Origin of the sequence: Salipiger sp. HF18 (assembly GCF_011806505.1) — a bacterium.
GTDB classification, from domain to species: Bacteria; Pseudomonadota; Alphaproteobacteria; order Rhodobacterales; family Rhodobacteraceae; genus Salipiger; species Salipiger thiooxidans.
In genome coordinates this window covers 1-22064 of the sequence record NZ_JAATOS010000033.1, presented here as the reverse complement: position 1 = coordinate 22064, position 22064 = coordinate 1, and the positions used below count along the sequence as shown (strand labels likewise).

Sequence of the window (22064 nt, the reverse complement as noted above, 5' to 3'; positions counted from 1 at the left end):
GGGACAAGCCGATGACCCGCAACCTTGTCCTCGGCGGTGCGCTCACCGCGCTTTTCCTCGCCGCCGCGCTGCTGTCCTATGTCTGGACGCCCTACGACACGGAGGCGATGCAGATCGCCAACCGGCTGCAGACCCCCTCGGCGGCGCACTGGTTCGGCACCGACCATTTCGGCCGCGACATCCTGAGCATGATCATGGTGGGCGCGCGCACTTCCATCGCGGTTGCGCTGGTCGCCGTGGGCATCGGCATGGGCGCGGGCGTGCCGCTGGGGCTTGCCGCCGCCGCCCGCCATGGCGGCTGGCTCGACGAGGCCATCATGCGCATGAACGACCTCGTCTTCGCCTTCCCGAGCCTCGTGATCGCCATCCTCATCACCGCCATCCTCGGGCCCGGCGCCACCAATGCCATCATCGCCATCGGCATCTTCAACATCCCGGTTTTCGCGCGCCTCTCCCGCGGCGCCGCGCTCAGCCTCTGGAAGCGCGAGTTCATCCTCGCCGCCCGGGTCGCCGGCAAGACCGCCCCCCGCATCAGCGCCGAGCACATCCTGCCCAACATCGCCAACCTGCTGATCGTGCAGGGCACCATCCAGTTCTCGCTCGGCATTCTCGCCGAGGCGGGGCTCTCCTACGTGGGGCTCGGCGCGCAGCCCCCGATCCCGTCCTGGGGCCGGATGCTGGCGGATGCGCAGACCATGGTGGCGCTGGCGCCGCACGTGGCGATCATGCCGGGGCTCGCCATTGTCCTGATGGTGCTGGGCCTGAACCTTCTCGGTGACGGGCTGCGCGACCGGCTCGACCCCCGCCTGCGGGTGGTGCGCGCATGAGCCTGTCCTCGGTCCGGACATCCCCGCGCGATACGCAGCCCGCAACGTGCCCCTTGCTGCACGTCGACGGGCTGTCGATGCGCATCCACGACCGGCAGATCCTTCGCGACGTCTCGCTCACCATTGCGCCGGGCGAGATCGTGGCGCTGACCGGCGAATCCGGCTCGGGCAAGTCGATGACCGCCTTTGCCGCTATGGGGCTTCTGCCCTTCGCCGCCGAGACCACCGGTGCGCTGCGCTTCGACGGCACCGACCTGCTGAGCCTGTCCGAGGAAAGGCTCTGCGCCCTGCGGGGCCGCGACATCGGCATGGTCTTTCAGGAGCCGATGACCGCGCTCAACCCGGTGCAGCGCATCGGCGACCAGGTGGCCGAGACCATCCTGATCCACAAGGCCGCCCCGCGCGCCGAGGCCCGCAGGCGTGCCGCCGACGCGCTATCCGCACGAGCTGTCCGGCGGGCAGCGGCAGCGGGTGGTGATCGCCATGGCGATCGCGCTGCGGCCGCGGCTGCTGATCGCCGACGAGCCCACCACCGCGCTCGACGTCACCACGCAGGCGCAGATCCTCGAGCTTCTGCGCGGCTTCGTCCGGGACGAGGGCATGGGGCTGATGATGATCACCCATGACCTCTGCGTGGTCTCCGAGATGGCCGACCGCATCGCGGTGATGAAGGACGGCGAGATCGTCGAGCAGGGCGAGACCGCGACGCTCTTGCGCACCATGCGTCACCCCTACACGCGGCAGCTCTTCGAGGCGTCGCGTCACCGTGCCGACCTGCCGCCCGCGCGCGCCGAGGCGCCGCTGCTGAGCGTCGACGGGGTCACCCGCGGCTACCCGGGGCCGCGCCGCCTGTTCCGCCCGCGCGAGGATCATGTCGCGGTGAACGGCGTCAGCCTCGAGATCCGGCGCGGCGAGCGCGTCGGGCTCGTGGGCGAATCCGGTTGCGGCAAGTCCACCCTGTCGCGCGCCATCCTCGGGCTCGAGCCGGTGCAGGGGGGCAGCATCAGTCTCGACGGTCGCGCGGTCTTCAGCCATGGCCGCCCCGACCCCGAGGTGCGCCGCCGCGTGCAGGTGGTGTTCCAGGATCCCTACGGCTCGTTCAACCCGCGCCACCGGGTGGGGCGGCTCGTGTGCGAGCCCTTCCACCTGCTGCCCGACCCGCCCAAGGGCGCCGCCCGCGACGCGGCCATCGCCGAGGCGCTCACCGCCGTGGGGCTGAAGCCCGAACACGCCGAGAGCTACATCCACGCCTTCTCGGGTGGCCAGCGACAGCGCATCGCCATCGCCCGCGCGCTGATCATCCGGCCCGAGCTGGTGATCTTCGACGAGGCGGTCTCGGCGCTGGACGTGCGGGTGCGGGCGCAGATCCTCGACCTGATCGCGGGGCTGTCGCGGAGTCACGGGCTCACCTACCTCTTCATCTCGCACGATCTCAGCGTGGTGCGCGGGATCACCGACCGGGTGCTGGTGATGCGCGCCGGCGAGATTGTCGAGCAGGGGCCGACCGACGCGGTATTTGACAACCCGCAGCATTGGTATACCAAATCTCTCATAGCCGCGGCGCCGTCCTTGCCGCAGCCATCGGGAGGAGGAGACACCGATGCTGGACACCCTGTCCCATGAGACCGATCGCATCCTGATCGGTGGCAGCTGGCGTGCGACGCCGGAGACCCTGCCTTTGCACGACCCGTCCACCGGCGAAGAGATCGGCCGCATCGCCCGGGGCACCGCCTCGGACATCGACGATGCCGTGGCCGCCGCGCAGGCGGCGCTCGAGGGCGAATGGGGGCGCCTCACCGCCACCGAGCGCGGCCGCATCCTCACCCGCATCGGGCAGCGCGTGCTCGAGCATGTCGACGAGCTTGCCGCGATGGAGGCCCGCGACGTCGGCAAGCCGCTGACGCAGGCGCGGGCCGACGCGGTGGCGCTGGCGCGCTACTGCGAGTTCTACGGCGGAGCCGCCGACAAGATCCACGGCGAGACCATCCCCTATCTCGACGGCTACACCGTCTACACCCTGCGCGAGCCGCACGGGGTCACCGGCCACATCGTGCCGTGGAACTACCCGATGCAGATCATCGGCCGGTCGGTCGGTGCGGCGCTTGCCATGGGAAACGCCTGTGTGCTGAAGCCCGCCGAGGACGCCTGCCTCACGGCGCTCGCCTTCGCCCGCATCGCCGAGGCGGCCGGGTTGCCCGCGGGCGCGCTGAACGTGGTGCCGGGGCTGGGGGCCGAGGCCGGGGCGGCGCTGGCCGGGCACCCGGGCATCCAGCACCTGAGCTTCACCGGCTCGGTCGGCGCGGGCGTCGCCGTGCAGCAGGCGGCGGGGGCCAACGTGGTGCCGGTAACGCTGGAGCTCGGGGGCAAGTCGCCGCAGCTGGTGTTCGCGGACGCGGATCTCGACGCGGCGCTGCCGTTTCTCGTGAACGCGGGGTTGCAGAACGCCGGGCAGACCTGCTCGGCCTCGTCGCGCATCCTCGTGCAGCGCGAGGTTCTGGACGAGGTCAGCCGCCGCATGGCGGAGGCCTATGCCGCCAAGGTGGTGGGCCCGGCCATGGACGACCGCGACATCGGCCCGCTGATCAACGCACGGCAGAAGGCGCGGGTCGAGGGCTTCCTCGGGCAGGGGGCCGACCTGCCGCTGCTGGCGCAGGCGCAGTTTGCCGAAGGGCTGCCCGAGGGCGGCAATTACGTGCGCCCGGCGCTCTTCGGTCCGGTGCCGCCGGATCACGTGCTGGCCCGCGACGAGGTCTTCGGGCCGGTGCAGGTCATCATCCCCTTCGACACCGAGGAGGAGGCGGTGCAGATCGCCAACGGCACCGATTACGGGCTCGTGGCCAGCGTCTGGACCCAAGACGGGGCGCGCCAGATGCGGCTCGCGCGGAAGCTGCGGGCGGGGCAGGTGTTTCTCAACAATTACGGCGCCGGAGGTGGGGTGGAGCTGCCCTTCGGCGGTGTCGGCAAGTCCGGGCACGGTCGGGAGAAGGGCTTCGAGGCGCTTTACGGCTTCTCGGTGCTCAAGACCGTGGCGGCGCGGCACGGGTGAGGTGGTTTTCTCGGGGGGGGGCCGTCGCTCGTGTGCTGTCGGGCGCGGGGTGCCCCCGAGATGCGTTTAGCAGGATCGAGGGAGGAGATTTCGATGAGATTGCAGGGGAAATGCGCCATCGTGACGGGCGCGGGATCGGGCTTTGGCGAGGGCATCGCTGTGCGCTTCGCGGCCGAGGGCGCCCGCGTGATGTTGGCGGACATCAATATGGACGGCGCCGAGCGCGTGGCCTCGGCCTGCGGCGGCATCGCCTGCCGGGTGGACGTCGCGGACGGTGCCAGCGTGGAGGAGATGGTCTCGGCCGCGATGGCGGAGATGGGGCAGGTCGACATTCTCGTGAACAACGCCGGGATCACCCACCTGCCGGCGCCGATGGAGGAGGTCTCGGAAGCGGATTTCGACCGGGTCTTCGCGGTGAACTGCAAGTCGGTCTACCTCACTTCTCGGGCGCTCGTCGGTCACATGAAGGAGCGCGGCGCGGGGGCGATCCTGAACGTGGCCTCGACAGCCGGGGTGTCGCCGCGGCCCCGGCTCAACTGGTACAACGCCTCGAAGGGCTGGATGAACACCGCGACGCGCGCCATGGCCATTGAGCTGGCGCCGGCCGGGGTTCGGGTCAACGCGCTGAACCCGGTGGCGGGGGACACGCCGCTTCTGGCGAGCTTCATGGGCGAGGATACCCCGGAGATGCGGGCGAAGTTCCTCTCGACCATTCCGCTGGGCCGGTTCTCGACGCCCGAGGACATGGCCAACGCGGCGCTCTACCTCTGCTCGGACGAGGCGTCGATGGTCACCGGCGTCTGCATGGAGGTCGATGGCGGGCGCTGCATCTGACGGTCTGTCCGGTTGGTTGCGGCCGTTCCGCGGTGGCGGTTGCCAGGGCGTGTCCGGGGAGTGGGTGTTGTCCGGGTGAAGGGAGGTTGGGGGAGAAGAGGCGTCTGCGTTTCGAGGCTTGAGGCGAGGAAAGAGGGGGCTCTGCCCCCGTCTCCTGCGGAGACTCCCCCGGAGTTTATCTGGCAAGATGAAGGGGCCGGGTTGCGCCGGGGGGAGGCGGTCTTCGCTGGAGAGACGTCCTTCGCGAGGCGGGTGGAGCGAGAACACCCCATCGACGTTTGGCGGGTGCAAGCTACGGATGAGCAGCGGGCTCTGCCCCGTCCGCGTGCGGCGGACTTACCCGGAGTTTATCGGGCGAGATGGAGGGGCGGGGTTGCGCCCGGGAGAGGGACTGCCAAGACTGCGGCAGGATCAGTCTGGAGGATCGACATGCGCCCGGGACCCCGGAATCTCATCACCGACGTGGCCGGTCTTTGGGTCGGCAATGCCCAGGACGCGGCGCTGAAATCCGGGGTGACGGTGGTCACGGCGGCGGCGCCGATGGTGGCCTCGGTGGCGGTGATGGGCGGGGCCCCGGGCACCCGCGAGACCGACCTGCTGGCGCCCGACAAGTCCGCGCCCGGGGTCGATGCGCTGGTGCTCTCGGGGGGCAGCGCCTTCGGGCTGGCGGCGGCGCAGGGCGTGATGGACGCGCTGCACGAGGCCGGGCGTGGCTTTGCGGTCGGCCCGGCGCGGGTGCCGATCGTGCCGGCGGCGATCCTCTTCGACCTGTTGAACGGCGGCGACAAGGACTGGGGGGTGAACCCCTATCCGGCGCTGGGGCGGGCGGCGCTCGCGGCGGCGGGCGAAGGGGTTGCGCTGGGCAGCGCCGGGGCCGGCACCGGGGCGCTGACCGCGATGCACAAGGGCGGGCTGGGCTCGGCCAGCCTCGTGCTCGAGAGCGGCATCACCGTGGGGGCGCTGGTGGCAGCGAATCCCATCGGGAGCGTCACCACGCCCTCGGGGCGGCATTTCTGGGCGGCGCCCTTCGAGATGGACGCCGAGTTCGGCGGGCTCGGTGGCGATCCCTCAGGCTACGTGCCGCCGCCCGAGAGCAGGCGGATGGCGGCGATGGCGCAGATGGCGCAGGCCAACACCACCATTGCCGTGGTCGCCACCGACGCCGCGCTCGACAAGGCGCAGTGTCATCGCATGGCGGTGGCGGCGCATGACGGCATTGGTCGCGCCATCGTGCCGGCGCATTCGCCGATGGACGGCGATCTCGTCTTTGCCGCGGCGACCGGGGCGAGGCCCCTCGACGGGGCGCCCATGCAGCTGGCGGAGATCGGCCACGCGGCGAGCCTCTGCCTTGCGCGGGCCATCGCGCGGGCGGTGTGGGAGGCCGTGCCCGCGCCCGGGGACACCCTGCCGACGCTGCGGCAGGATCTCGGGCTCTAGCGGGCGCGCCGGGGGATCAGCGCAGGATCGGCGGGCTCTTCGGGTCGGAGCCCGGGGCGATTCGTTCGACCTTGGCCGGGGCCTCGGGCTCGGGCAGGTCGAAGCGCAGGCCGACGCGGGTCAGCGAGGCGGCGAGCGGGTCGCTGTCGCGCACGAAGGCGACGTCGAGCGCGCCCGCCTCGATGCCCGAGAACACCAGCGCCTCGTTCACCGCGCGCGCCAGCGCCTCTTCGGCGCCGGGCACGGTGCCCGCGAAGGCCAGCAGGTGGCTGCGGGTGCCGTCGGAATAGGCGACGCCGGCGAGCCAGGCGCAGCGGGCGAGGCCGGTCGCGGTGGCGAGCTTGGTGTCGAGCGCCGTCACCAGCACCTCGGGCAGGCCGCCGGGGGGGCTTACCTCTTCGATATGTGCCTCGGTCTCCTGCGGGCCGTGACCGAGGGTCTCGGAGAGCCAGTCCACCGCCTCGGGGGGCAGCAGCATCTGCGACGGCGCGACCTCGAGGTTGAGGGCAAGGCCGATGCCCTGACCGGCCAGCATGTTGGCGGCGATGCGGCCCGAGAGCGCGGCGTAGGGTGCCTCGCGGCCGACGAATTGCGACAGGCGCTCCTCGCGGTCGAAGACCAGCACGAAGCTGGCGTCGCCGAGTTCGAAGAGCTCGGGCTCGATGTTGTCGCCCTCGGCCTCCTTCGCCAGCAGGACGAAGAGCTCGCCATCGGCCAGCCTCTCGTAGAATCTCAGGCGCGCCGCGTCGTCCTGCGGTGCGGCCTCCATCGCTGCGTGGGCGGCGTCGAGCGGGGTGATTTCGGTCATTCCATTGCCTCGCGGACACGGGCGCGCAGGACGGGCAGCAGCTCGTCCGCGAACCACGGGTTGCGTTTCAGCCATGCCGTATTGCGCCAGGACGGATGCGGCAAGGGAATTGCGTCGGGCAGGTGGTCGCGCCAGCCCCGGACGGTCTCGGTGACGCCGGTCTTTGCACCGAGGTGGTAGCGGTGGGCATAGCCGCCGACATAGACCCGCAGGCGGATCTCGCCGAGCGCCTCGAAGAGCGCGTCGTGCCAGGTGGCGCGGCAGAGCGGTGGCGGCGGCAGGTCGGCGCCCTTGGCGTCGTAGCCAGGAAAGCAAAAGGCCATGGGCACGATGGCGATGCGCGAGCGGTCCCAGAACTGCGCCTCGGAGAGGCCGAGCCAGTCTCGCAGCCGGGTGCCCGAGGGATCGTCGAAGGGGCGGCCGCGTTCGTGGACCTTGAGCCCCGGCGCCTGTCCCGCGATCAGCAGCCGGGCGCCGCGGTCGAACCAGACCACTGGCCGCGGGGCGTGGCGCGTCGCGGTCGCGGCGAAGCGGTCGGCGCAGAGGCGGCAGCCTGAGAGGCGTGTGGACAGGTCGTCGAGCGTGTCGGTCATAGACTGGAGCTAATGCGCGATGGGGCACGCTGCCAGTCCTGCGTTTATTTCGATAATCGTCGAAATGTTTCTTGCCGGATGCAATCATTTCGATAATGCTAGAAATATGAAACAGGATTCGCCCATCGCATCCGGCCCCGACATGGCGCTGGAAATTGCCGCCTCGAAGTTCTCGGCACTCGGCTCCGAGCAGCGCCTGAACGTGCTCCGGGTGCTGGTGCGCTCCGGCCCCGGGGGGATGCCCATCGGCGCGCTGGGCAAGCGCGCGGGGGTAACCGGGTCCACGCTGACCCACCACCTCAGGATCCTCGCCGCCGCCGGGCTGGTCACGCAGGAGCGGGACGGCCGCAGCATCATCTGCGCCGCCGCGGCCTATGACGAGGTGCGGGCACTGTCGGAATTCCTGCTGACCCATTGCTGCGCCGATTGCGCCGGGACGGAGAGCGACCATGGCTGACACGACGACACCGACCCGGCGGCTGCCGAGGATCGACCGGGCCTGGGCGGCGAGCGCGGTGCTGCTGGCGCTGGTGGCGATCGGCGAGCGCGCGCAGTTTTTGCCCACGCTTGGCTTTGCGCTGGAAGCGCTGCGGGGCACCGCTCCCTTCATCGTCTTCGCGGTGCTGGCGGTGGCCTTCGTCAAGGCAAGCGGCGCCGAGACCCTGCTGGCGAAGGCCTTCGAGGGGCGCGAGATCCGGATGATCGTCTTCGCGGCCCTGCTGGGCGGGCTGTCGCCCTTCTGCTCGTGTCAGGTGATCCCCTTCATCGCGGCGCTGTTGGCGGTGGGGGCGCCTCTGAGCGCGGTCATGGCGTTCTGGCTGGCCTCGCCGCTGATGGATCCGGCGATGTTCCTCATCACCTCCGGAACGCTGGGCTGGGATTTCGCCATCGGCAAGGCGCTGGCCGCGGTCGGCATGGGGCTTCTGGGCGGCTTCGGGACCATGGCGCTGAAAGGCAGCGTGGTCTTCGCCGATCCGCTGCGGGTGGCGCCCAAGGTGGGTGGCTGCTGTGGCGTGAAGGCGCCATTCCGGGGCCGGCCGGTCTGGCGCTTCTGGCAGGAGAGCGCAACGCGCTCTTCCTGCTGAAATGGCTGCTGCTGGCCTATCTGCTCGAGGCGGTGATGCTGCGCCATATCCCGGCCGAGGCCATCGCCGGGCTGCTGGGCGGCAGCGGGCCGTGGCCGGTGCTGCTCGGGGCGCTTGTGGGCGCGCCTGCCTACCTCAATGGCTACGCTGCGGTGCCGCTGGTCGACGCGCTCCTGTCGCAGGGCATGGCGCCCGGGGCGGCGATGAGCTTCGTCGTCGCGGGCGGCGTCAGCAGCATTCCCGCCGCCGTCGCCGTCTGGGCGCTGGTGAAGCCGCGGGTCTTCGCGGCCTACCTCGGATACGCGGTGCTGGGCGCGCTGATCGCCGGGCTGTGCTGGGGGCTCTGGGCATGATCCCGGCCGCGCCGCTCGGCGTCATTCAGGGTTAAGCCGCGCCTGTCATCCCCCGCCCGAACCGGCGGGGGTTTCGCCGTCCGCCCGGCGCCGGAGCCGAACAATCGTGACATCCGCCGGGGCAGGAGACTCCTTTGTTTCCGCTCAGGGCCATAATCTCACCAGATTCCCGACCTAAGACATGCTTAATCACGTTCTGCTATTGCAGGACGGGCAAGAGCCGGGAAACGGTGATGTTAGAGTTCGACATGGTCAGCAAGTCCTTCTGGACCGGCACCCGGCGCAAGGTGATCCTTGACCGGGTGTCGTTCCGCGTGGACCTGGGCGAGTCGCTCGGCATCCTCGCGCCCAACGGCACCGGCAAGACCACGCTGATCCGCATGATGGCGGGGCTCGAGAAACCGGACGAGGGCGAGATCCGTCGCAATTGCCGGGTGTCCTTCCCGCTGGGCTTCATGGGCGGGGTGATCTCGAAGATCTCCGCGCGCGAGAACGCCCGCTTCATCGCGCGCATGTACGGCATCGACCCGGATTACGTCGAGAGCTTCTGCCGCTGGCTCTGCGGGCTGGGCGAGTATTTCGAGCAGCCCATCGGCACCTACTCGAGTGGGATGCGGTCGCGGTTCACCTTCGCGCTGATGCTGGCGCTCGATTTCGACATCTACCTGATCGACGAGGGGATGCCGAACTCGACCGATGTCGAATTCAACCGCAAGGCCGGTGACGTCCTTGCCGAACGGCTGCGCACCACGACCATCGTGATCGTCTCGCACCAGCCGCAGATCCTCGAGCGGTTCGCGCGCAAGGCGGCGGTGCTGATGGACGGCAAGTTGCACATGTTTGAAACCTTGGAAGAAGCGAAGCAGCTCTATGACTACGAAACCCAAGGCTAAGAAATTCCGCACCCGCCGCGGCGTGGCCGGGGAGGGGGCCGCGCCGGACGCGCCGCGCCCCCAGAGCACGAAAACGCAGGCCCGCCCCGTGGCTCCCCGCCCGCAGGAGGCGCCGCTGCGCCCCGAATTCGCGCCCCTCGCCGGTGACGACAGCCCCGCCGCGCCAGCGAGGGGCGGCACCGAGGTGGACGCCATCCGCAGCGAAGGGCTCACCGCGCGGCAACTGCGCATGGCGCGCCGGGTGGCGCAGAAGCATGGCTTCGCGCCGGCGACCGATTTCGATGCCGTGCGGCTGCTTCGGGCGCGCGGGATCGACCCGTTCAAGCGCAGCAACATGCTCGAGCTCGTGGTGCCCGACGCGGGTGGGACCGGGGGTGGCGGGCGGCAGCCTCCCGCCGGGGGGGCCGCGGGTCAGGCCTCGGCCCCGCGTCCGGATCCGCGTGTGCAACTGCCGCAGACGGTTCCGGCGGGCGGCAAGGCGCATCTGCCCTCGACCCGGATCGCCAGCCCGGCCGAGCGTCGCGCCGCCGAGATCCTGCAGATCCAGCGCGAGCTTGCCACGCGGCGGCGCAAGAAGCTCGTGCTGCTTCTGACGCGGCTGGCCTTCTTCGTGATGCTGCCGACGATCCTCGCGGGCTACTATTTCTACGTGGTCGCGACGCCGATGTTCTCGACCAGGTCCGAGTTCCTGATCCTCAGGGCCGAGAGCTCGGCCAGCTCCATGGGCAGCCTGTTCTCGGGCACCCAGTTCGCCACCAACCAGGACGCCATCGCGGTGCAGAGCTACCTGCTTTCCAAGGACGCGATGCTGCGCCTCGACAGCGACGAGGGGTTCAAGGCGCATTACGAGCAGGACTGGATCGACCCGATCCAGCGGCTCGACTCGGGCGCGTCGAACGAAGAGGCCTACACGCTCTACAAGCGCAACATCGAGATCGGCTACGACCCGACCGAAGGCGTCATCAAGATGGAGATCATGGCCGCCGACCCCGAGACACCCGCGCGCTTCAGCCGGGCGCTGATCGGCTACGCCGAGGACCGCGTCGACAACCTGTCGCTGCGCAAGCGTTCCAACGCCGTGACCGACGCCGAGAGCGGTCTCGAGGAGGCCGAGCAGGCCCGCTACGACGCGCAGGAGAGGCTGGTGCGGCTGCAGCAGGAGGGCTCGGTGGTCGACCCCGAGGGCCGCATCGCCGCCCTGCGCACCCAGATCAGCAATGTCGAGGTGCAGCTGCAGGAAAAGCAGCTCACCCTGCAGGCGCTGCTCGACAACGCCCGGCCGAACAGCGCCAGGGTCGAGGGCGCCCGGGGCGACGTGCGGCGGCTCGAGACCCTGCTGGCAGACCTGAACGCGGACATGACCAGCGCCACCTCGGGCGAGAACTCGCTGGCCGAGATCGCGGTGCAGATCAAGCTGGCCGAGGCGGATCTCTCGACCCGCGACCTGATGCTGCAGACCGCGCTCGAGCGGCTGGCGCAGGCGCGGCGCGATGCCGACAGCCAGGCGCGTTACCTGACCACCTCGGTGGTGCCTGTGGCCTCCGAGGACCCGAGCTACCCGCGCAAGTTCGAGAACACCATTCTCGCCTTCCTGATCTTCTCGGGTGTCTACCTGATGATCTCGCTCACCGCTTCGATCCTGCGCGAGCAGGTGGCGAGCTGACGGCCGGATCGCGCGAGACAATGAAAAAGGCCGCCGAGGAGATCCCCGGCGGCCTTTCCCTGCCCGAAGGCTGATGTATCAGGCGCGTGCCGGAGCCAGCGCCTCGGCCCAGACCAGCAGCTCGTCGAGCATGCCGGTGGTGCCCTTCGCGACTTCCTCGTTCGGCGACAGGGCGCCTTCCTCGGTGATGTCGCCGAAGACCATCGGCATCGGCACGACCTGCTTGATCGGCATGATGTTCATGTTGGCGAGCAGCATGCGCAGCTCCTGCGCGGCGCGCAGGCCGCCCGAGATGCCGCCGTAGGACACGACGCCCGCGGGCTTGCGCTCCCACTCGAGGACGAGCGCCTGCAGCGCGTTCACGACCGCGGCCGGCGGGAACGAGTTGTATTCCGGGGTCACGAAGACGAAGGCGTCGGCATCGGCCACGGCGGCGCTGAATGCCTTGGTGTGGTCCTGGGTGTAGGCCTGCATCGCCGGGTGGTTCGGCTCGTCGAGGAGCGGCAGCCCGAAGGTCTCGAGATCGAGGATTTCGACCTCGAACTTGCCATGGGCGGCAGCCTGGGCGGCGACCCAGTTGCTGACGATCGGGCCGATGCGGCCGGGGCGGGTGCTCGAGGTGACGATCTTGAGCTTCAGTGCCATGAGATTCTCCTTTTCGGTGAGACTGTCTGTTGGTGTGGAAGCTAATCACTTGCCGCACTGCGGCAATGGCCGGAACCGCACAGGTCGGGTGCGTGGCTGCACGTGCCGCCCGTTCGTATGTGCAAAAGCAAAAGGCCCGCCGGTGGGGCGGGCCTTCGCGGGTGTTTCGTGAAAGGGGTCAGACCTTGCCGGTGAGTTCGGGCACGGCCTCGAAGAGGTCGGCGACGAGGCCGAAGTCGGCAACCTGGAAGATCGGCGCCTCCTCGTCCTTGTTGATCGCGACGATGACCTTGCTGTCCTTCATGCCGGCGAGGTGCTGGATCGCGCCTGAGATGCCGCAGGCGATGTAGAGATCCGGCGCCACGACCTTGCCGGTCTGGCCGACCTGCCAGTCGTTCGGCGCGAAGCCCGAGTCGACCGCAGCGCGCGATGCGCCAACGGCTGCGCCGAGCTTGTCCGCCAGCGCCTCGATGATCGCGAAGTCCTCTTCCGAGCCAACGCCGCGACCGCCGGAGACGACGATCTTGGCCGAGGTCAGTTCGGGGCGGTCGCTCTCCGCGACCTTGTCCTCGAGCCACTCTGACAGGCCGGGGTTCTCGGCCGCCGCCACGTCCTCGACCGGGGCCGCGCCGCCGGTGGCAGCCGCTTCGAAGGTCGAGGTCCGGAAGGTGATGACCTTCGTTTCATCCTTCGACTTCACCGTCTGCATGGCGTTGCCGGCGTAGATCGGGCGCTCGAAGGTATCCGCATCCACCACCGAGGTGACATCGGACAGAACCATCACGTCCAGCAGCGCGGCAACCCGTGGCAGGATGTTCTTCGCGTCGGTCGTGGCCGGGGCCACGATGTGGCTGTAGTTGCCTGCGAGGCTCACGATCAGCGCCGCGGTGGGTTCCGCGAGGCGGTGGCCGTAGATTGCATCCTCGGCGACCAGCACCTTGGCGACACCGGCGATGGTCGCGGCCTCGGCGGCGGCGTCCTTGGCCTTGGAGCCGACGGCCAGGACCGTCACGTCGCCGAGCGGGGCCGAGGCGGCCACGGCCTTGGCGGTGGCGTCCATCGACAGCGCGCCGTCGGTGATTTCTGCAAGAAGAAGAACAGCCATCAGATCGCCCCCGCGTCTTTCAGTTTCGCCACGAGCTCGTCGACCGAGCCCACCATGATGCCTGCCGCGCGCGCTGCCGGCTCGGCGGTCTTGACGACCTCGAGACGCGGCGACACGTCGACGCCGTAGTCGGCGGGCGTCTTCTCGTCGAGCGGCTTCTTCTTCGCCTTCATGATGTTGGGAAGCGAAGCGTAGCGCGGCTCGTTGAGACGCAGGTCGGTGGTGATGATCGCCGGGAGCGAGACCTTGATGGTCTGCAGGCCGCCGTCGACCTCGCGCGCCACGGTAGCGCTGTCGTCCGCGACCTCGAGCGTGTTGGCGTTGGTCGCCTGCGCCAAGCCGGTCAGGGCTGCCAGCATCTGGCCGGTGGCGCCGAGGTCGTTGTCGATGGCCTGCTTGCCGCAGATCACCAGCCCCGGCTCTTCTTCCTTGACGATGGCGGCAAGGATCTTGGCCACGGCGAGCGGCTCAATGTCCTCGTGCACGTCCTCGGCGGCGGTCACCAGGATGGCGCGGTCGGCGCCCATCGCGAGGCCAGTGCGCAGCGTCTCCTGCGCCTGCTTCACACCGATCGACACGACGATCACCTCGGAGGCCTTGCCGGCTTCCTTGAGACGGATGGCTTCCTCGACCGCGATTTCGTCGAAGGGGTTCATCGACATCTTCACGTTGGCCAGATCGACACCGCTGCCGTCCGCTTTCACGCGGACCTTCACGTTGTAGTCGATCACCCGTTTGACAGGCACAAGCACCTTCATCGGTGGTTCTCTCCCTTGATGCGTCGCGGCGGGCGCGACTCCCGAGTTTTGTCTCTCCTGTGGGGTGATAACGAACCAAAGGCAGGGGAAACAGAGCTAAAACGACCTGTTAGCGCCAAATGGACGCCGCGTTTCGTGTCTGTCCGGGGCCCAATCACGCCACCGGTGCCCCGTGTTCTTTCCGAAAATACTCGAAAGAAACACCTTTTGTCTTCCCTGACGTCAATCGCAGATCGACCGGAGCGCCTGCCACTCGGTCTCGGTCAGCGCGGGGCGCGGGGCCAGCTCCGCCGGCGTGGCGTCGCGGGCGGCCTCGATGCGCTCGGCCAGCCGCGGGTGCGAGGCGAAATGCGCCATCGGGCCCGAGACGTCGCCGTATTCCTTGCGGAAGGTCTCGAACATCTCGGCGAGCGCCGCGGGCGGCAGGTCCGCCGCGACGAGGGTGTCGAAGGCGAAGGCGTCGGCCTGCGCCTCGGCGTCCTGCGTGTAGCTGGCGTTGACCAGCTGTTCGGCCAGCAGCACCATCACCGCGCTGCCGGTGAAATCGCCGAAGAGCAGCCCCAGCAGGCCCACCGATCCGGCGGCGCGCAGGGCGTTTCGCGTCGGGTCGCGGTGCGCCACGTGGCCGATCTCGTGCGCGAGCACCGCGGCCACCATGTCGGGGGTCTCGGCGCCCTTGAGCAGCCCGTTCATCACCACGATCTGCCCGCCCGGCACGGCGAAGGCGTTCATCATTCCGTGCTCGATGACCGTCACCTCGAGAGGGTAGCCGATGTCCTGCCCCTCGGTCAGCCGCGCCACCAGCCGGTCGAGCGCGGCGCGGCCCGCGGGCGCGTCGCAGTCGAGCGCGCCGTTCTCCTCGGCACCGAACATGCGCTCCATCTGGGCCTTCACGCTGCGGCCGAAGGCGATCTCCTTCTCGACGGGCAGCAGCTCGGCGAGGGTGCCCGCCAGCGCCGGCAGGATCACGAAGACCATCAGCAGCACCGCCGCGACGGCCCCGCCGAGGCTCAGCCAGATCCGCCGCCACGTGCCATTGCGCAGGTCGCGCCGGTGCAGGCGCGGGCGGGTGCGGCGCAGCCAGGTGACCATCTCGGGGTCGTCGATCACCAGCCTTGCCTGATCGCGCAGGGTCTCGTCCTCGGTGTCGAGATGGCGGGTCAGGATGATCTGGCTGTCGTCCGGATGATCGCCGAGCGCGCGCAGGTCCGGCAGCGGCCAGACCAGCGGTTCGGGCAGGGCATCGCCGGAGATCACGAGCGCGTCGCGCCGTTCGGTGAGCGTCACGTCGACCCGGTGCCGGATCGCCGAGCGTCCGTCGTAGAGATACGCCTCGCCCTGCACCGGTCAGATCGCCCCGCCGATGTCGAGCGCGTCGGCAAAGCCCTCGGCATCGGCGCCGGGGTCCGAGGCGCGCTGCTGGATCGAGGCGAGCGCGGGCAGGTTGATGAGCGTCATCGTGGTCACGTAGTGCCTGATGATGGGCTGGGTGATCGCCGCGAGCGCGCCGGCATGGGCCGCGATCAGTGTCAGCATGTAGCCCGCCGCGGTGACGAGGATCGGCGCGACCATCGCGGGCTGGAACCCCGGGCCGGCGGTCTCGAAATCCACGCCCGAGAGCAGCGCCGCCGCCAGACCGCCCCAGACCGCCGTGGCGACCGACAGGCCGATCGCCAGCACGATGCTGCCGACGATGTAGGCGAGGATGATGTCCTTGGTGCGGGGCTCCGCGTGAAAGGCGATGCGTTCGCCCAGCGTCTTGTTCTGCGCGAGATAGGCGAAGCTCTGGACGTTGTACGAGATCAGGCCGATTCCGAACCAGACCACGCCCACGGGAATCGCGAGGATGGCCAGCAGCGTGAGCCCCGAGAAGCCGTCGGCGCTCAGCACGAAGCCGACGCCCGATGCGATGAGCAGGGCAAGCCCGATGAAGACGTGCTTCATCTTGCCATAGAGCGCCGTCCAGCGCCCCTGTTGCTCGAAGCGGGCGTCACCGAACCAGGTGCGGTCGGTCATGTATTTCTCGAGCCGGAAGGTCATCAGCGGGGTGAGCAGGCCGAGGCTCAGCAGGGTCAGCGCCCAGTAGCCCATGGCGCGGAAGGCGTAGCCCCAGGCGTTCTTCTCCATGCCGAACCGGATGCCGCGCCAGCGGGTGCGGGCCATGCGGTAGCGCCGGGCGCGGTAGATGGCGAAGAACACGAAGGGCAGCACCGCGAGACCCGAGAGCGAGAAGCCGATGCTCTGCGCGAGCGCCTGCTCGGGGCTTGCCGGGGTGGCGAAGATGGTCATGCCGAACCAGAACAGCAGGATCTGGATCAGGCCGAGGTAGACCGCGAGGATCACCACCGCCATCAGGAAGCCGAGGAACTTCTCGAGCCCGGTGCCGGTGTATTCGAAGCGCGAGCCGTCGAGCCGGGTCGAAGACCAGATGAAGCGGCGGATCCGGGTCTTGGCCCAGAAACGGTAGATGCCGAGGGTGAAGAACGTCAGGAGCCCGGTGCGCAGGGCCAGGAAGAACAGGGCCTTGCCGTCGCCGGTGTAGTCTCCGTGGGCGTAATTGCCGTCACTCATGCCGAATTGCCTTGCTGCCCGCGGGGATGGGCTCAGGGTGTCAGGTCCCGCCCGGAGGCAGGACCGAAAGCCGCGTTGGGCTCAGGTGAAGGTGTTGTCGCGCGGGAAGCCTCGCGGCGCCATCCGGCCCGAGGTCGCGCGCTTGCCGATCCATTCTTCGAGATTGGTCTCGGTGCGGGTGCGCCCGGCCGGGTCGCGCCACGACAGGCCGTCTGCAAGGGTGAAGGTGGTGACGTCGGACATGCCGCCGTCCTTGTACTTCTGCAGGCGGACGCCCTTGCCGCGGCCCATCTCGGGCAGCTCGTCGGCCATGAAGACCAGCACCTTGCGGTTCTCGCCCACCACTGCCACGGCGTCGCCGGAGACCGGCTTGCAGACCTTTGCCTTTACCCCGTCCTTGACGTTCAGCACCTGCTTGCCGGCGCGGGTCTGGGCCAGCACCTCGGCCTCGGGTACGACGAAACCGTCGCCGGCGGAGGAGGCCACCAGCAGCCGGCGGTCGGGCTGGTGGATGAAGATGTCGAGAATCTCGGCCTCGTTCGGCAGGTCGACCATCAGGCGCAGCGGCTCACCCATGCCGCGCCCGCCCGGCAGGCTCGCCGCCGCGAGGGTGTAGAAGCGGCCGTTGGTGCCGAAGACCAGCAGCTTGTCGGTGGTCTCGGCGTGGAACACGAAGCGCGGGCCGTCGCCGTCCTTGAACTTGAGCTCGCGGTTCAGGTCGATGTGGCCGGTCATGGCGCGGATCCAGCCCATCTGGCTGCACACCACGGTGATCGGCTCGCGCTCGATCATCGCCTCGAGCGGCACTTCCTCGGCCTCGCCCGCCTCGGCGAAGGAGGTCAGGCGCGCGCCACGGTCGAGATCCTTGGCGAAGCTCTTCTTCACCTCGCGCAGCTGCTCGGAGATGCGCTTCCACTGCAGCTCGTCGCTGGCCAGAAGGTCCTCGAGCCCGGCGCGCTCTTCCATCAGCTTGTCGCGCTCGTTGACCAGCTCGAGCTCCTCGAGCCGGCGCAGGCTGCGCAGGCGCATGTTCAGGATGGCCTCGGCCTGCACGTCCGAGAGCCCCTCGGAGCGACCGCCGAAGCGCTGCGGGATGGTGCCCGGCCCGCCCTCGTCGGCAAGCACGCCACGGGCCACCGCCTCGGGATCGGGCCGCAGCTCGAGCGCCTTCACGTCGATGCCCAGCAGCGGCGACACGTAGTCGCTGTCGTCGGTCGCGCGCGAGATCGTCGCCTGGTGGGGCTTCGACCAGTCCTCGTACATCAGCGCGGCCTTGGGGTCGTCGTCGTAGCGGATGATGTCGATCACCCGGTCGAGGTTCAGGAAGGCGATGATCAGGCCTTCGAGCACCTCCAGCCGGTTGTCGATCTTCGCCATCCGGTGGCGCGAGCGGCGGCAGAGCACGTCGCGGCGGAAGTCGAGGAAGGCGCGCAGCACCTCCTTGAGCGAGCAGACCTTGGGCGTGAGCCCGTCGATCAGCACGTTCATGTTCAGCGAGAAGCGGATCTCGAGGTCGCTGTTGCGGAACAGCATGTTCATCAGGACGTCGGGATCGACGTTCTTGGTCTTGGGCTCCAGCACCATGCGCACGTCTTCCGCGCTCTCGTCGCGGATGTCGGCGAGGATCGGCACCTTCTTGGTCTGGATCAGCTCGGCCAGCCGTTCGACCAGCTTCGACTTCTGCACCTGGTAGGGGATCTCGGTGACCACCGCCTGCCACATGCCGCGGCCGAGGTCCTCGACCTCCCATTTGGCGCGCAGGCGGATCGAGCCGCGGCCGGTGCGGTAGGCCTCGGCGATGTTCTCGCGCGGCTCGACGATGACGCCGCCCGTGGGGAAGTCCGGGCCGGGCACGTAGTTCAGCAGGGTCTCGTCGCGGGCGTCCGGCGTCTTGATCAGATGCAGGCAGGCGTCGATGAGCTCGCCGATGTTGTGCGGCGGGATGTTGGTGGCCATGCCCACCGCGATGCCGCTGGCACCGTTGGCCAGCAGGTTCGGGTAGGAGGCGGGCAGCACCGTCGGCTCTTCGAGACGGCCGTCGTAGTTCGGGCGGAAGTCGACCGAATCCTCGTCGAGCCCCTCGAGCAGCGCCTCGGCCATGATCGTCATGCGCGCTTCGGTGTAGCGCGAGGCCGCCGGGTTGTCGCCGTCGATGTTGCCGAAGTTGCCCTGACCGTCGACCAGCGGGTAGCGGATCGTGAAGTCCTGCGCGAGGCGCGCCATGGCGTCGTAGATCGCCGCGTCACCGTGCGGGTGGAAGTCGCCCATGGTGTCGCCGCTGATCTTTGCGGACTTCAGGAAGCCTCCGGAGGAACTAAGCCGGAGCCTGCGCATTGCATATAGGATACGACGATGAACGGGCTTCAGCCCATCGCGGGCGTCAGGAAGCGCCCGGTTCATGATCGTCGAAAGCGCGTAGGTCAGGTAGCGCTCGCCGATGGCACGGCGAAGCGGCTCGGCCACGTTACGGGGGTTCATATTGGGGTCATCGACGATGTCATTCATAGATTGTGAGATACAAGCGGCGAGAGCGCCGGTAAAGCGGTCGCCGTCCGGCGGGACGAATTTTTACGGAATTCCCTTAGAGACGTCGCGGGAATCTGATACTCTGACAGCGGCGTTGCAGGGTTTTTTCGCGGCGCGGTGCCATTGGTCCCTTCGCGGTAACTGTGGCGGGAGAATTTGAGATGAAGAGTTATATTCTGGTTACCTTCGGCCTGCTGGGAGTCGCCTGGTACGAGATGTCGGGCGGCGCCGACTTCGGGGCCGAACATCGCACCGAAAAGATGGCCTCTGCCGTGACGGCCCCCATGCCCGAGGTCTCTCGTGGGAGCACCGATGCAGCCACTCTCGCAACCGTCGCACAGGCGAAGATCGGGCAGGCCCGGATCGTGCCGGCATCCGCGACGGTCTCGACCGGCAGCGACCTGAAGACGACCGACGCCCAGACGCTCGCGCAGACCGCCAAGCCGAAGGCCCGGCCCGAGACCAGTCCGGTTCCGAAACTCGACATCACGCTCGCCTCGGTGCGGCCCATGGATTCGCCCGGCGCCGCGATCGACGCGGCACAGGGCGGCGAGGCCATCCAGCTTGCCGCGGTGGCCACCACCAGCGATGCCGCGCCCGAGGATGCCGAGTTGGCCGTGCTGCCCGACATGCGCAAGGTCACCGGCACGCTGGTGAACATGCGCAACGGCCCCGGCACCCGTTTTCACGTGGTCGACCAGCTGAGCCGCGGCGCCTCGGTCGAGGTCCTCGCCGATCCCGGCGAAGGCTGGGTGCGCCTCAAGGTGACAGAGAGCAACCGAGTCGGCTGGATGTCCGACGACTTCCTGCGCGTGGCCGCCGACTGAGCCACGCTTGCGCCCCCTGCCGGGCTGGCTTACGCCGGTCGCGACAGGCAGGAAAGGGCGCGCATGACCGGCAGATCCGTTCTCATCACAGGCTGTTCCTCGGGGATCGGCCATGACGCGGCGCACGGGCTGCGCGCCCGCGGCTGGCGCGTCTTCGCCGCCTGCCGGCAGGAGAAGGACTGCGCACGCCTGCGCGACGAGGGCTTCGAGAGCCCCCAGCTCGACTACACCGACGAGGCCAGCATCACCCGCGCCCTGGACCAGGTGCTCAGCTCGACCGGCGGCACGCTCGACGCGCTCTACAACAACGGCGCCTTCGCGGTGCCCGGCGCGGTCGAGGACCTGCCCACCGGCGCCCTGCGCGAGATCTTCGAGGGCAACTTTTTCGGCTGGCACACGCTCACCCGCGCGGTGATCCCGGTGATGCGGCGGCAGGGGCACGGGCGGATCGTCAACTGCTCCTCGGTGCTGGGGCTGGTGCCGATGCCGTGGCGCGGAGCCTATGTCTCGTCCAAGTTCGCGCTCGAAGGGCTGACCGACGTGCTGCGGATCGAGATGCGCGACACCGACATCAAGGTGATCCTGATCGAGCCCGGCCCGATCACCTCGCGGATCCGCGCCAACTCGGTGCCCTATTTCGAGAAATGGCTCGACTGGAAGGCCTCTCCCCGCGCCGCCCAGTACGAGGCTTCGCTGCTCAGGCGGCTCTACGCTTCGCCCTCGAAGGACCGTTTCGAGCTGCCGCCCTCGGCGGTGACCGACGTGCTGGCCAAGGCGCTGGAGCACCCGCGCCCGAAGCCGCGCTACTACGTGACAGTGCCGACCCACCTGATGGGGCGACTGCGGCGGATCCTGCCGACCACGGCGCTGGATGCGCTGATCGACCGCGCCCGATAGGCGGTTCGCTTTTCCGTCGCGACCGGCTATGTCTCTGGCGAAGCCTGGGAGGGAGAGACGAGATGCGAGACGATCCATTGTTCCTGGCGGTTGCCGGCGTCATGCTGGTGGTCGTCCTGATCCTGCTCTTCGGCATCGGCTCCTTTGCCAAGGGCGGTGAGTTCAACAAGAAATATGCAAACAAGGCGATGCGCTGGCGCATCATCGCGCAGTTCGTGGCGGTGGTGCTGATCGTGATCTTCGTCCTGATCCGCAGGGGAGGCTGACCATGGTCGTGCTCAACAAGATCTACACCCGCACCGGCGACAAGGGCGATACCGCGCTGGTCGACGGCACCCGGGTGCCGAAGTTCAATGCACGGGTCGAGGCCTATGGCACCGTCGACGAGCTCAACGCGGCGCTGGGCGTGACCCGGCACCACGCCGAGGGCGCTCTCGCCGAGGCGTTGGCGCGGATCCAGAACGACCTTTTCGACCTTGGCGCCGATGTCGGTCGCCCGGACATCTCGAAGGACGCCGAGGCCGGCTACCCGGTGTTGCGCATGGTTGCCGCGCAGGTCGACCGGCTAGAGGCCGAGATCGACGCGATGAACGCCGATCTCGAGCCGCTGCGCAGCTTCGTGCTGCCCGGGGGCTCGGCGCTGGCGGCGCATCTGCACGTCTGCCGCACGGTCGCACGCCGGGCCGAACGCCGCACCGTAGAGCTCGGCTCCGTCGAGGAGGTGAACGAACACGCGGTGAAATACCTCAACCGGCTCAGCGACTGGTTCTTCGTGGCCTCGCGCATCGCCAACGACAACGGCCGCGCCGACGTGCTCTGGGTCCCGGGCGCCAACCGCTAGTCAAAGCGGCGAAAAAACACCCACACACGTGGCGCGCGCTCCCGAAATTTGCGCGCCCGCCCCTTCATCTTGCCAGACAAACTCCCGCCGGAGGCATCCCGCCCTTCCCGCACGGCGCGACGCAAGCCTCGCCAGGCGCCGGCTCAGGCCCCGACCGGCCGTGCTTCGATCACCACGAAGGCCTGTGCCCAGGGGTGATCGTCGGTCAGCGTCACGTGAATGATGGCCTCGTGTCCCGGCGGCGTCATTGCGTCGAGCCGCTCCCTGGCCCAGCCGCTCACGTGCATCACCGGCTGGCCGCTGGCCAGGTTGGTCACCGCCATGTCCTTCCACGATATGCCCATGCGCAGCCCGG

General features: G+C 69.0%; 19 protein-coding genes and 3 pseudogenes. 13 read left to right on the top strand and 9 right to left on the bottom strand.

Going from position 1 to position 22064, the window contains the following annotated elements:
• Positions 1-11: 11 nt before the first annotated feature.
• The 5 genes and pseudogenes from HC022_RS05935 to HC022_RS05915 all read left to right on the top strand — a co-directional run bounded on the left by HC022_RS05935 (position 12) and on the right by HC022_RS05915 (position 6144).
• The gene (locus HC022_RS05935; RefSeq protein WP_008886646.1) at positions 12-827 is read left to right on the top strand and encodes an ABC transporter permease; all 816 of its coding nucleotides are present in this window, start codon (positions 12-14) and stop codon (positions 825-827) included.
• Positions 824-2450: pseudogene (locus HC022_RS05930) on the top strand (ABC transporter ATP-binding protein). The gene HC022_RS05935 and the pseudogene HC022_RS05930 overlap by 4 nt, the downstream one beginning before the upstream one ends.
• Positions 2428-3873, top strand: a complete 1446-nt coding sequence (locus HC022_RS05925; protein ID WP_167451785.1) for an aldehyde dehydrogenase family protein — start codon at positions 2428-2430, stop codon at positions 3871-3873. Before HC022_RS05930 ends, HC022_RS05925 begins: the two are co-directional and overlap by 23 nt.
• 93 nt (positions 3874-3966) lie before the next feature.
• Entirely contained in the window at positions 3967-4707 is a 741-nt protein-coding gene (locus HC022_RS05920; protein WP_167451784.1) for an SDR family oxidoreductase, read from the top strand.
• 429 nt (positions 4708-5136) lie between these two features.
• Positions 5137-6144 carry a P1 family peptidase gene (locus HC022_RS05915; protein WP_167451783.1) on the top strand — a complete coding sequence of 336 codons (1008 nt, stop codon included), beginning with the start codon at positions 5137-5139 and terminating at the stop codon, positions 6142-6144.
• Between the two features lie 16 nt (positions 6145-6160).
• Here the strand turns inward: HC022_RS05915 and HC022_RS05910 are convergent, their stop codons facing one another.
• Positions 6161-6952, bottom strand: coding sequence for an SseB family protein (locus HC022_RS05910; RefSeq protein WP_008886775.1), 792 nt, complete (start codon positions 6950-6952; stop codon positions 6161-6163).
• Complete coding sequence (locus tag HC022_RS05905; protein ID WP_167451782.1) at positions 6949-7545, bottom strand: uracil-DNA glycosylase family protein; 597 nt, start codon at positions 7543-7545, stop codon at positions 6949-6951. The genes HC022_RS05910 and HC022_RS05905 overlap by 4 nt, the downstream gene beginning before the upstream one ends.
• Positions 7546-7651: 106 nt before the next feature.
• Here HC022_RS05905 and HC022_RS05900 point away from each other — a divergent pair, with 106 nt between their 5' ends.
• The 4 genes and pseudogenes from HC022_RS05900 (at position 7652) to HC022_RS05885 (ending at position 11539) form a co-directional block, all read left to right on the top strand.
• Positions 7652-8002, top strand: a complete 351-nt coding sequence (locus tag HC022_RS05900) for a helix-turn-helix transcriptional regulator (protein WP_167451781.1) — start codon at positions 7652-7654, stop codon at positions 8000-8002.
• Positions 7995-8983, top strand: a pseudogene (locus HC022_RS05895) (permease). Before HC022_RS05900 ends, HC022_RS05895 begins: the two are co-directional and overlap by 8 nt.
• Before the next feature lie 233 nt (positions 8984-9216).
• A complete protein-coding gene (locus HC022_RS05890) occupies positions 9217-9876 on the top strand; it encodes an ABC transporter ATP-binding protein (RefSeq protein ID WP_167451780.1) in 660 nt (219 codons plus the stop codon).
• The gene (locus HC022_RS05885) at positions 9854-11539 is read left to right on the top strand and encodes a capsule biosynthesis protein (protein WP_167451779.1); all 1686 of its coding nucleotides are present in this window, start codon (positions 9854-9856) and stop codon (positions 11537-11539) included. Before HC022_RS05890 ends, HC022_RS05885 begins: the two co-directional genes overlap by 23 nt.
• Before the next feature lie 78 nt (positions 11540-11617).
• Here HC022_RS05885 and HC022_RS05880 read toward each other — a convergent pair whose 3' ends face one another.
• The 6 genes from HC022_RS05880 to HC022_RS05855 all read right to left on the bottom strand — a co-directional run bounded on the left by HC022_RS05880 (position 11618) and on the right by HC022_RS05855 (position 19123).
• Positions 11618-12184 carry an NADPH-dependent FMN reductase gene (locus tag HC022_RS05880; protein ID WP_008886484.1) on the bottom strand — a complete coding sequence of 189 codons (567 nt, stop codon included), beginning with the start codon at positions 12182-12184 and terminating at the stop codon, positions 11618-11620.
• Between the two features lie 178 nt (positions 12185-12362).
• Positions 12363-13289, bottom strand: coding sequence for an electron transfer flavoprotein subunit alpha/FixB family protein (locus HC022_RS05875; protein ID WP_008887101.1), 927 nt, complete (start codon positions 13287-13289; stop codon positions 12363-12365).
• A complete protein-coding gene (locus HC022_RS05870) occupies positions 13289-14047 on the bottom strand; it encodes an electron transfer flavoprotein subunit beta/FixA family protein (RefSeq protein ID WP_167451778.1) in 759 nt (252 codons plus the stop codon). The genes HC022_RS05875 and HC022_RS05870 overlap by 1 nt, the downstream gene beginning before the upstream one ends.
• Positions 14048-14269: 222 nt before the next feature.
• Entirely contained in the window at positions 14270-15391 is a 1122-nt protein-coding gene (locus HC022_RS29795; RefSeq protein WP_167451777.1) for a M48 family metallopeptidase, read from the bottom strand.
• A gap of 3 nt (positions 15392-15394) precedes the next feature.
• On the bottom strand, positions 15395-16618 hold the full coding sequence (locus HC022_RS05860) for a DUF898 family protein (RefSeq protein WP_167451776.1): 1224 nt from the start codon (positions 16616-16618) through the stop codon (positions 15395-15397).
• 81 nt (positions 16619-16699) lie between these two features.
• Positions 16700-19123 carry a DNA topoisomerase IV subunit A gene (locus HC022_RS05855; protein ID WP_167451775.1) on the bottom strand — a complete coding sequence of 808 codons (2424 nt, stop codon included), beginning with the start codon at positions 19121-19123 and terminating at the stop codon, positions 16700-16702.
• Positions 19124-19305: 182 nt separating this feature from the next.
• On the opposite strand from HC022_RS05855, the gene HC022_RS05850 reads away from it, so the two are divergent.
• From HC022_RS05850 to HC022_RS05835, 4 genes are all read left to right on the top strand, one after another.
• Positions 19306-19971, top strand: coding sequence for an SH3 domain-containing protein (locus HC022_RS05850; protein ID WP_167451774.1), 666 nt, complete (start codon positions 19306-19308; stop codon positions 19969-19971).
• A 63-nt stretch (positions 19972-20034) separates the two neighbouring features.
• Positions 20035-20868, top strand: a complete 834-nt coding sequence (locus tag HC022_RS05845) for an SDR family NAD(P)-dependent oxidoreductase (protein WP_167451773.1) — start codon at positions 20035-20037, stop codon at positions 20866-20868.
• Positions 20869-20930: 62 nt separating this feature from the next.
• Positions 20931-21134, top strand: a complete 204-nt coding sequence (locus HC022_RS05840) for a twin transmembrane helix small protein (protein ID WP_008887325.1) — start codon at positions 20931-20933, stop codon at positions 21132-21134.
• Positions 21135-21136: 2 nt separating this feature from the next.
• Positions 21137-21709, top strand: coding sequence for a cob(I)yrinic acid a,c-diamide adenosyltransferase (locus HC022_RS05835; RefSeq protein WP_167451772.1), 573 nt, complete (start codon positions 21137-21139; stop codon positions 21707-21709).
• Between the two features lie 143 nt (positions 21710-21852).
• Here the strand turns inward: HC022_RS05835 and HC022_RS05830 are convergent.
• Positions 21853-22064, bottom strand: a pseudogene (locus HC022_RS05830) (holo-ACP synthase); the annotation flags it as partial.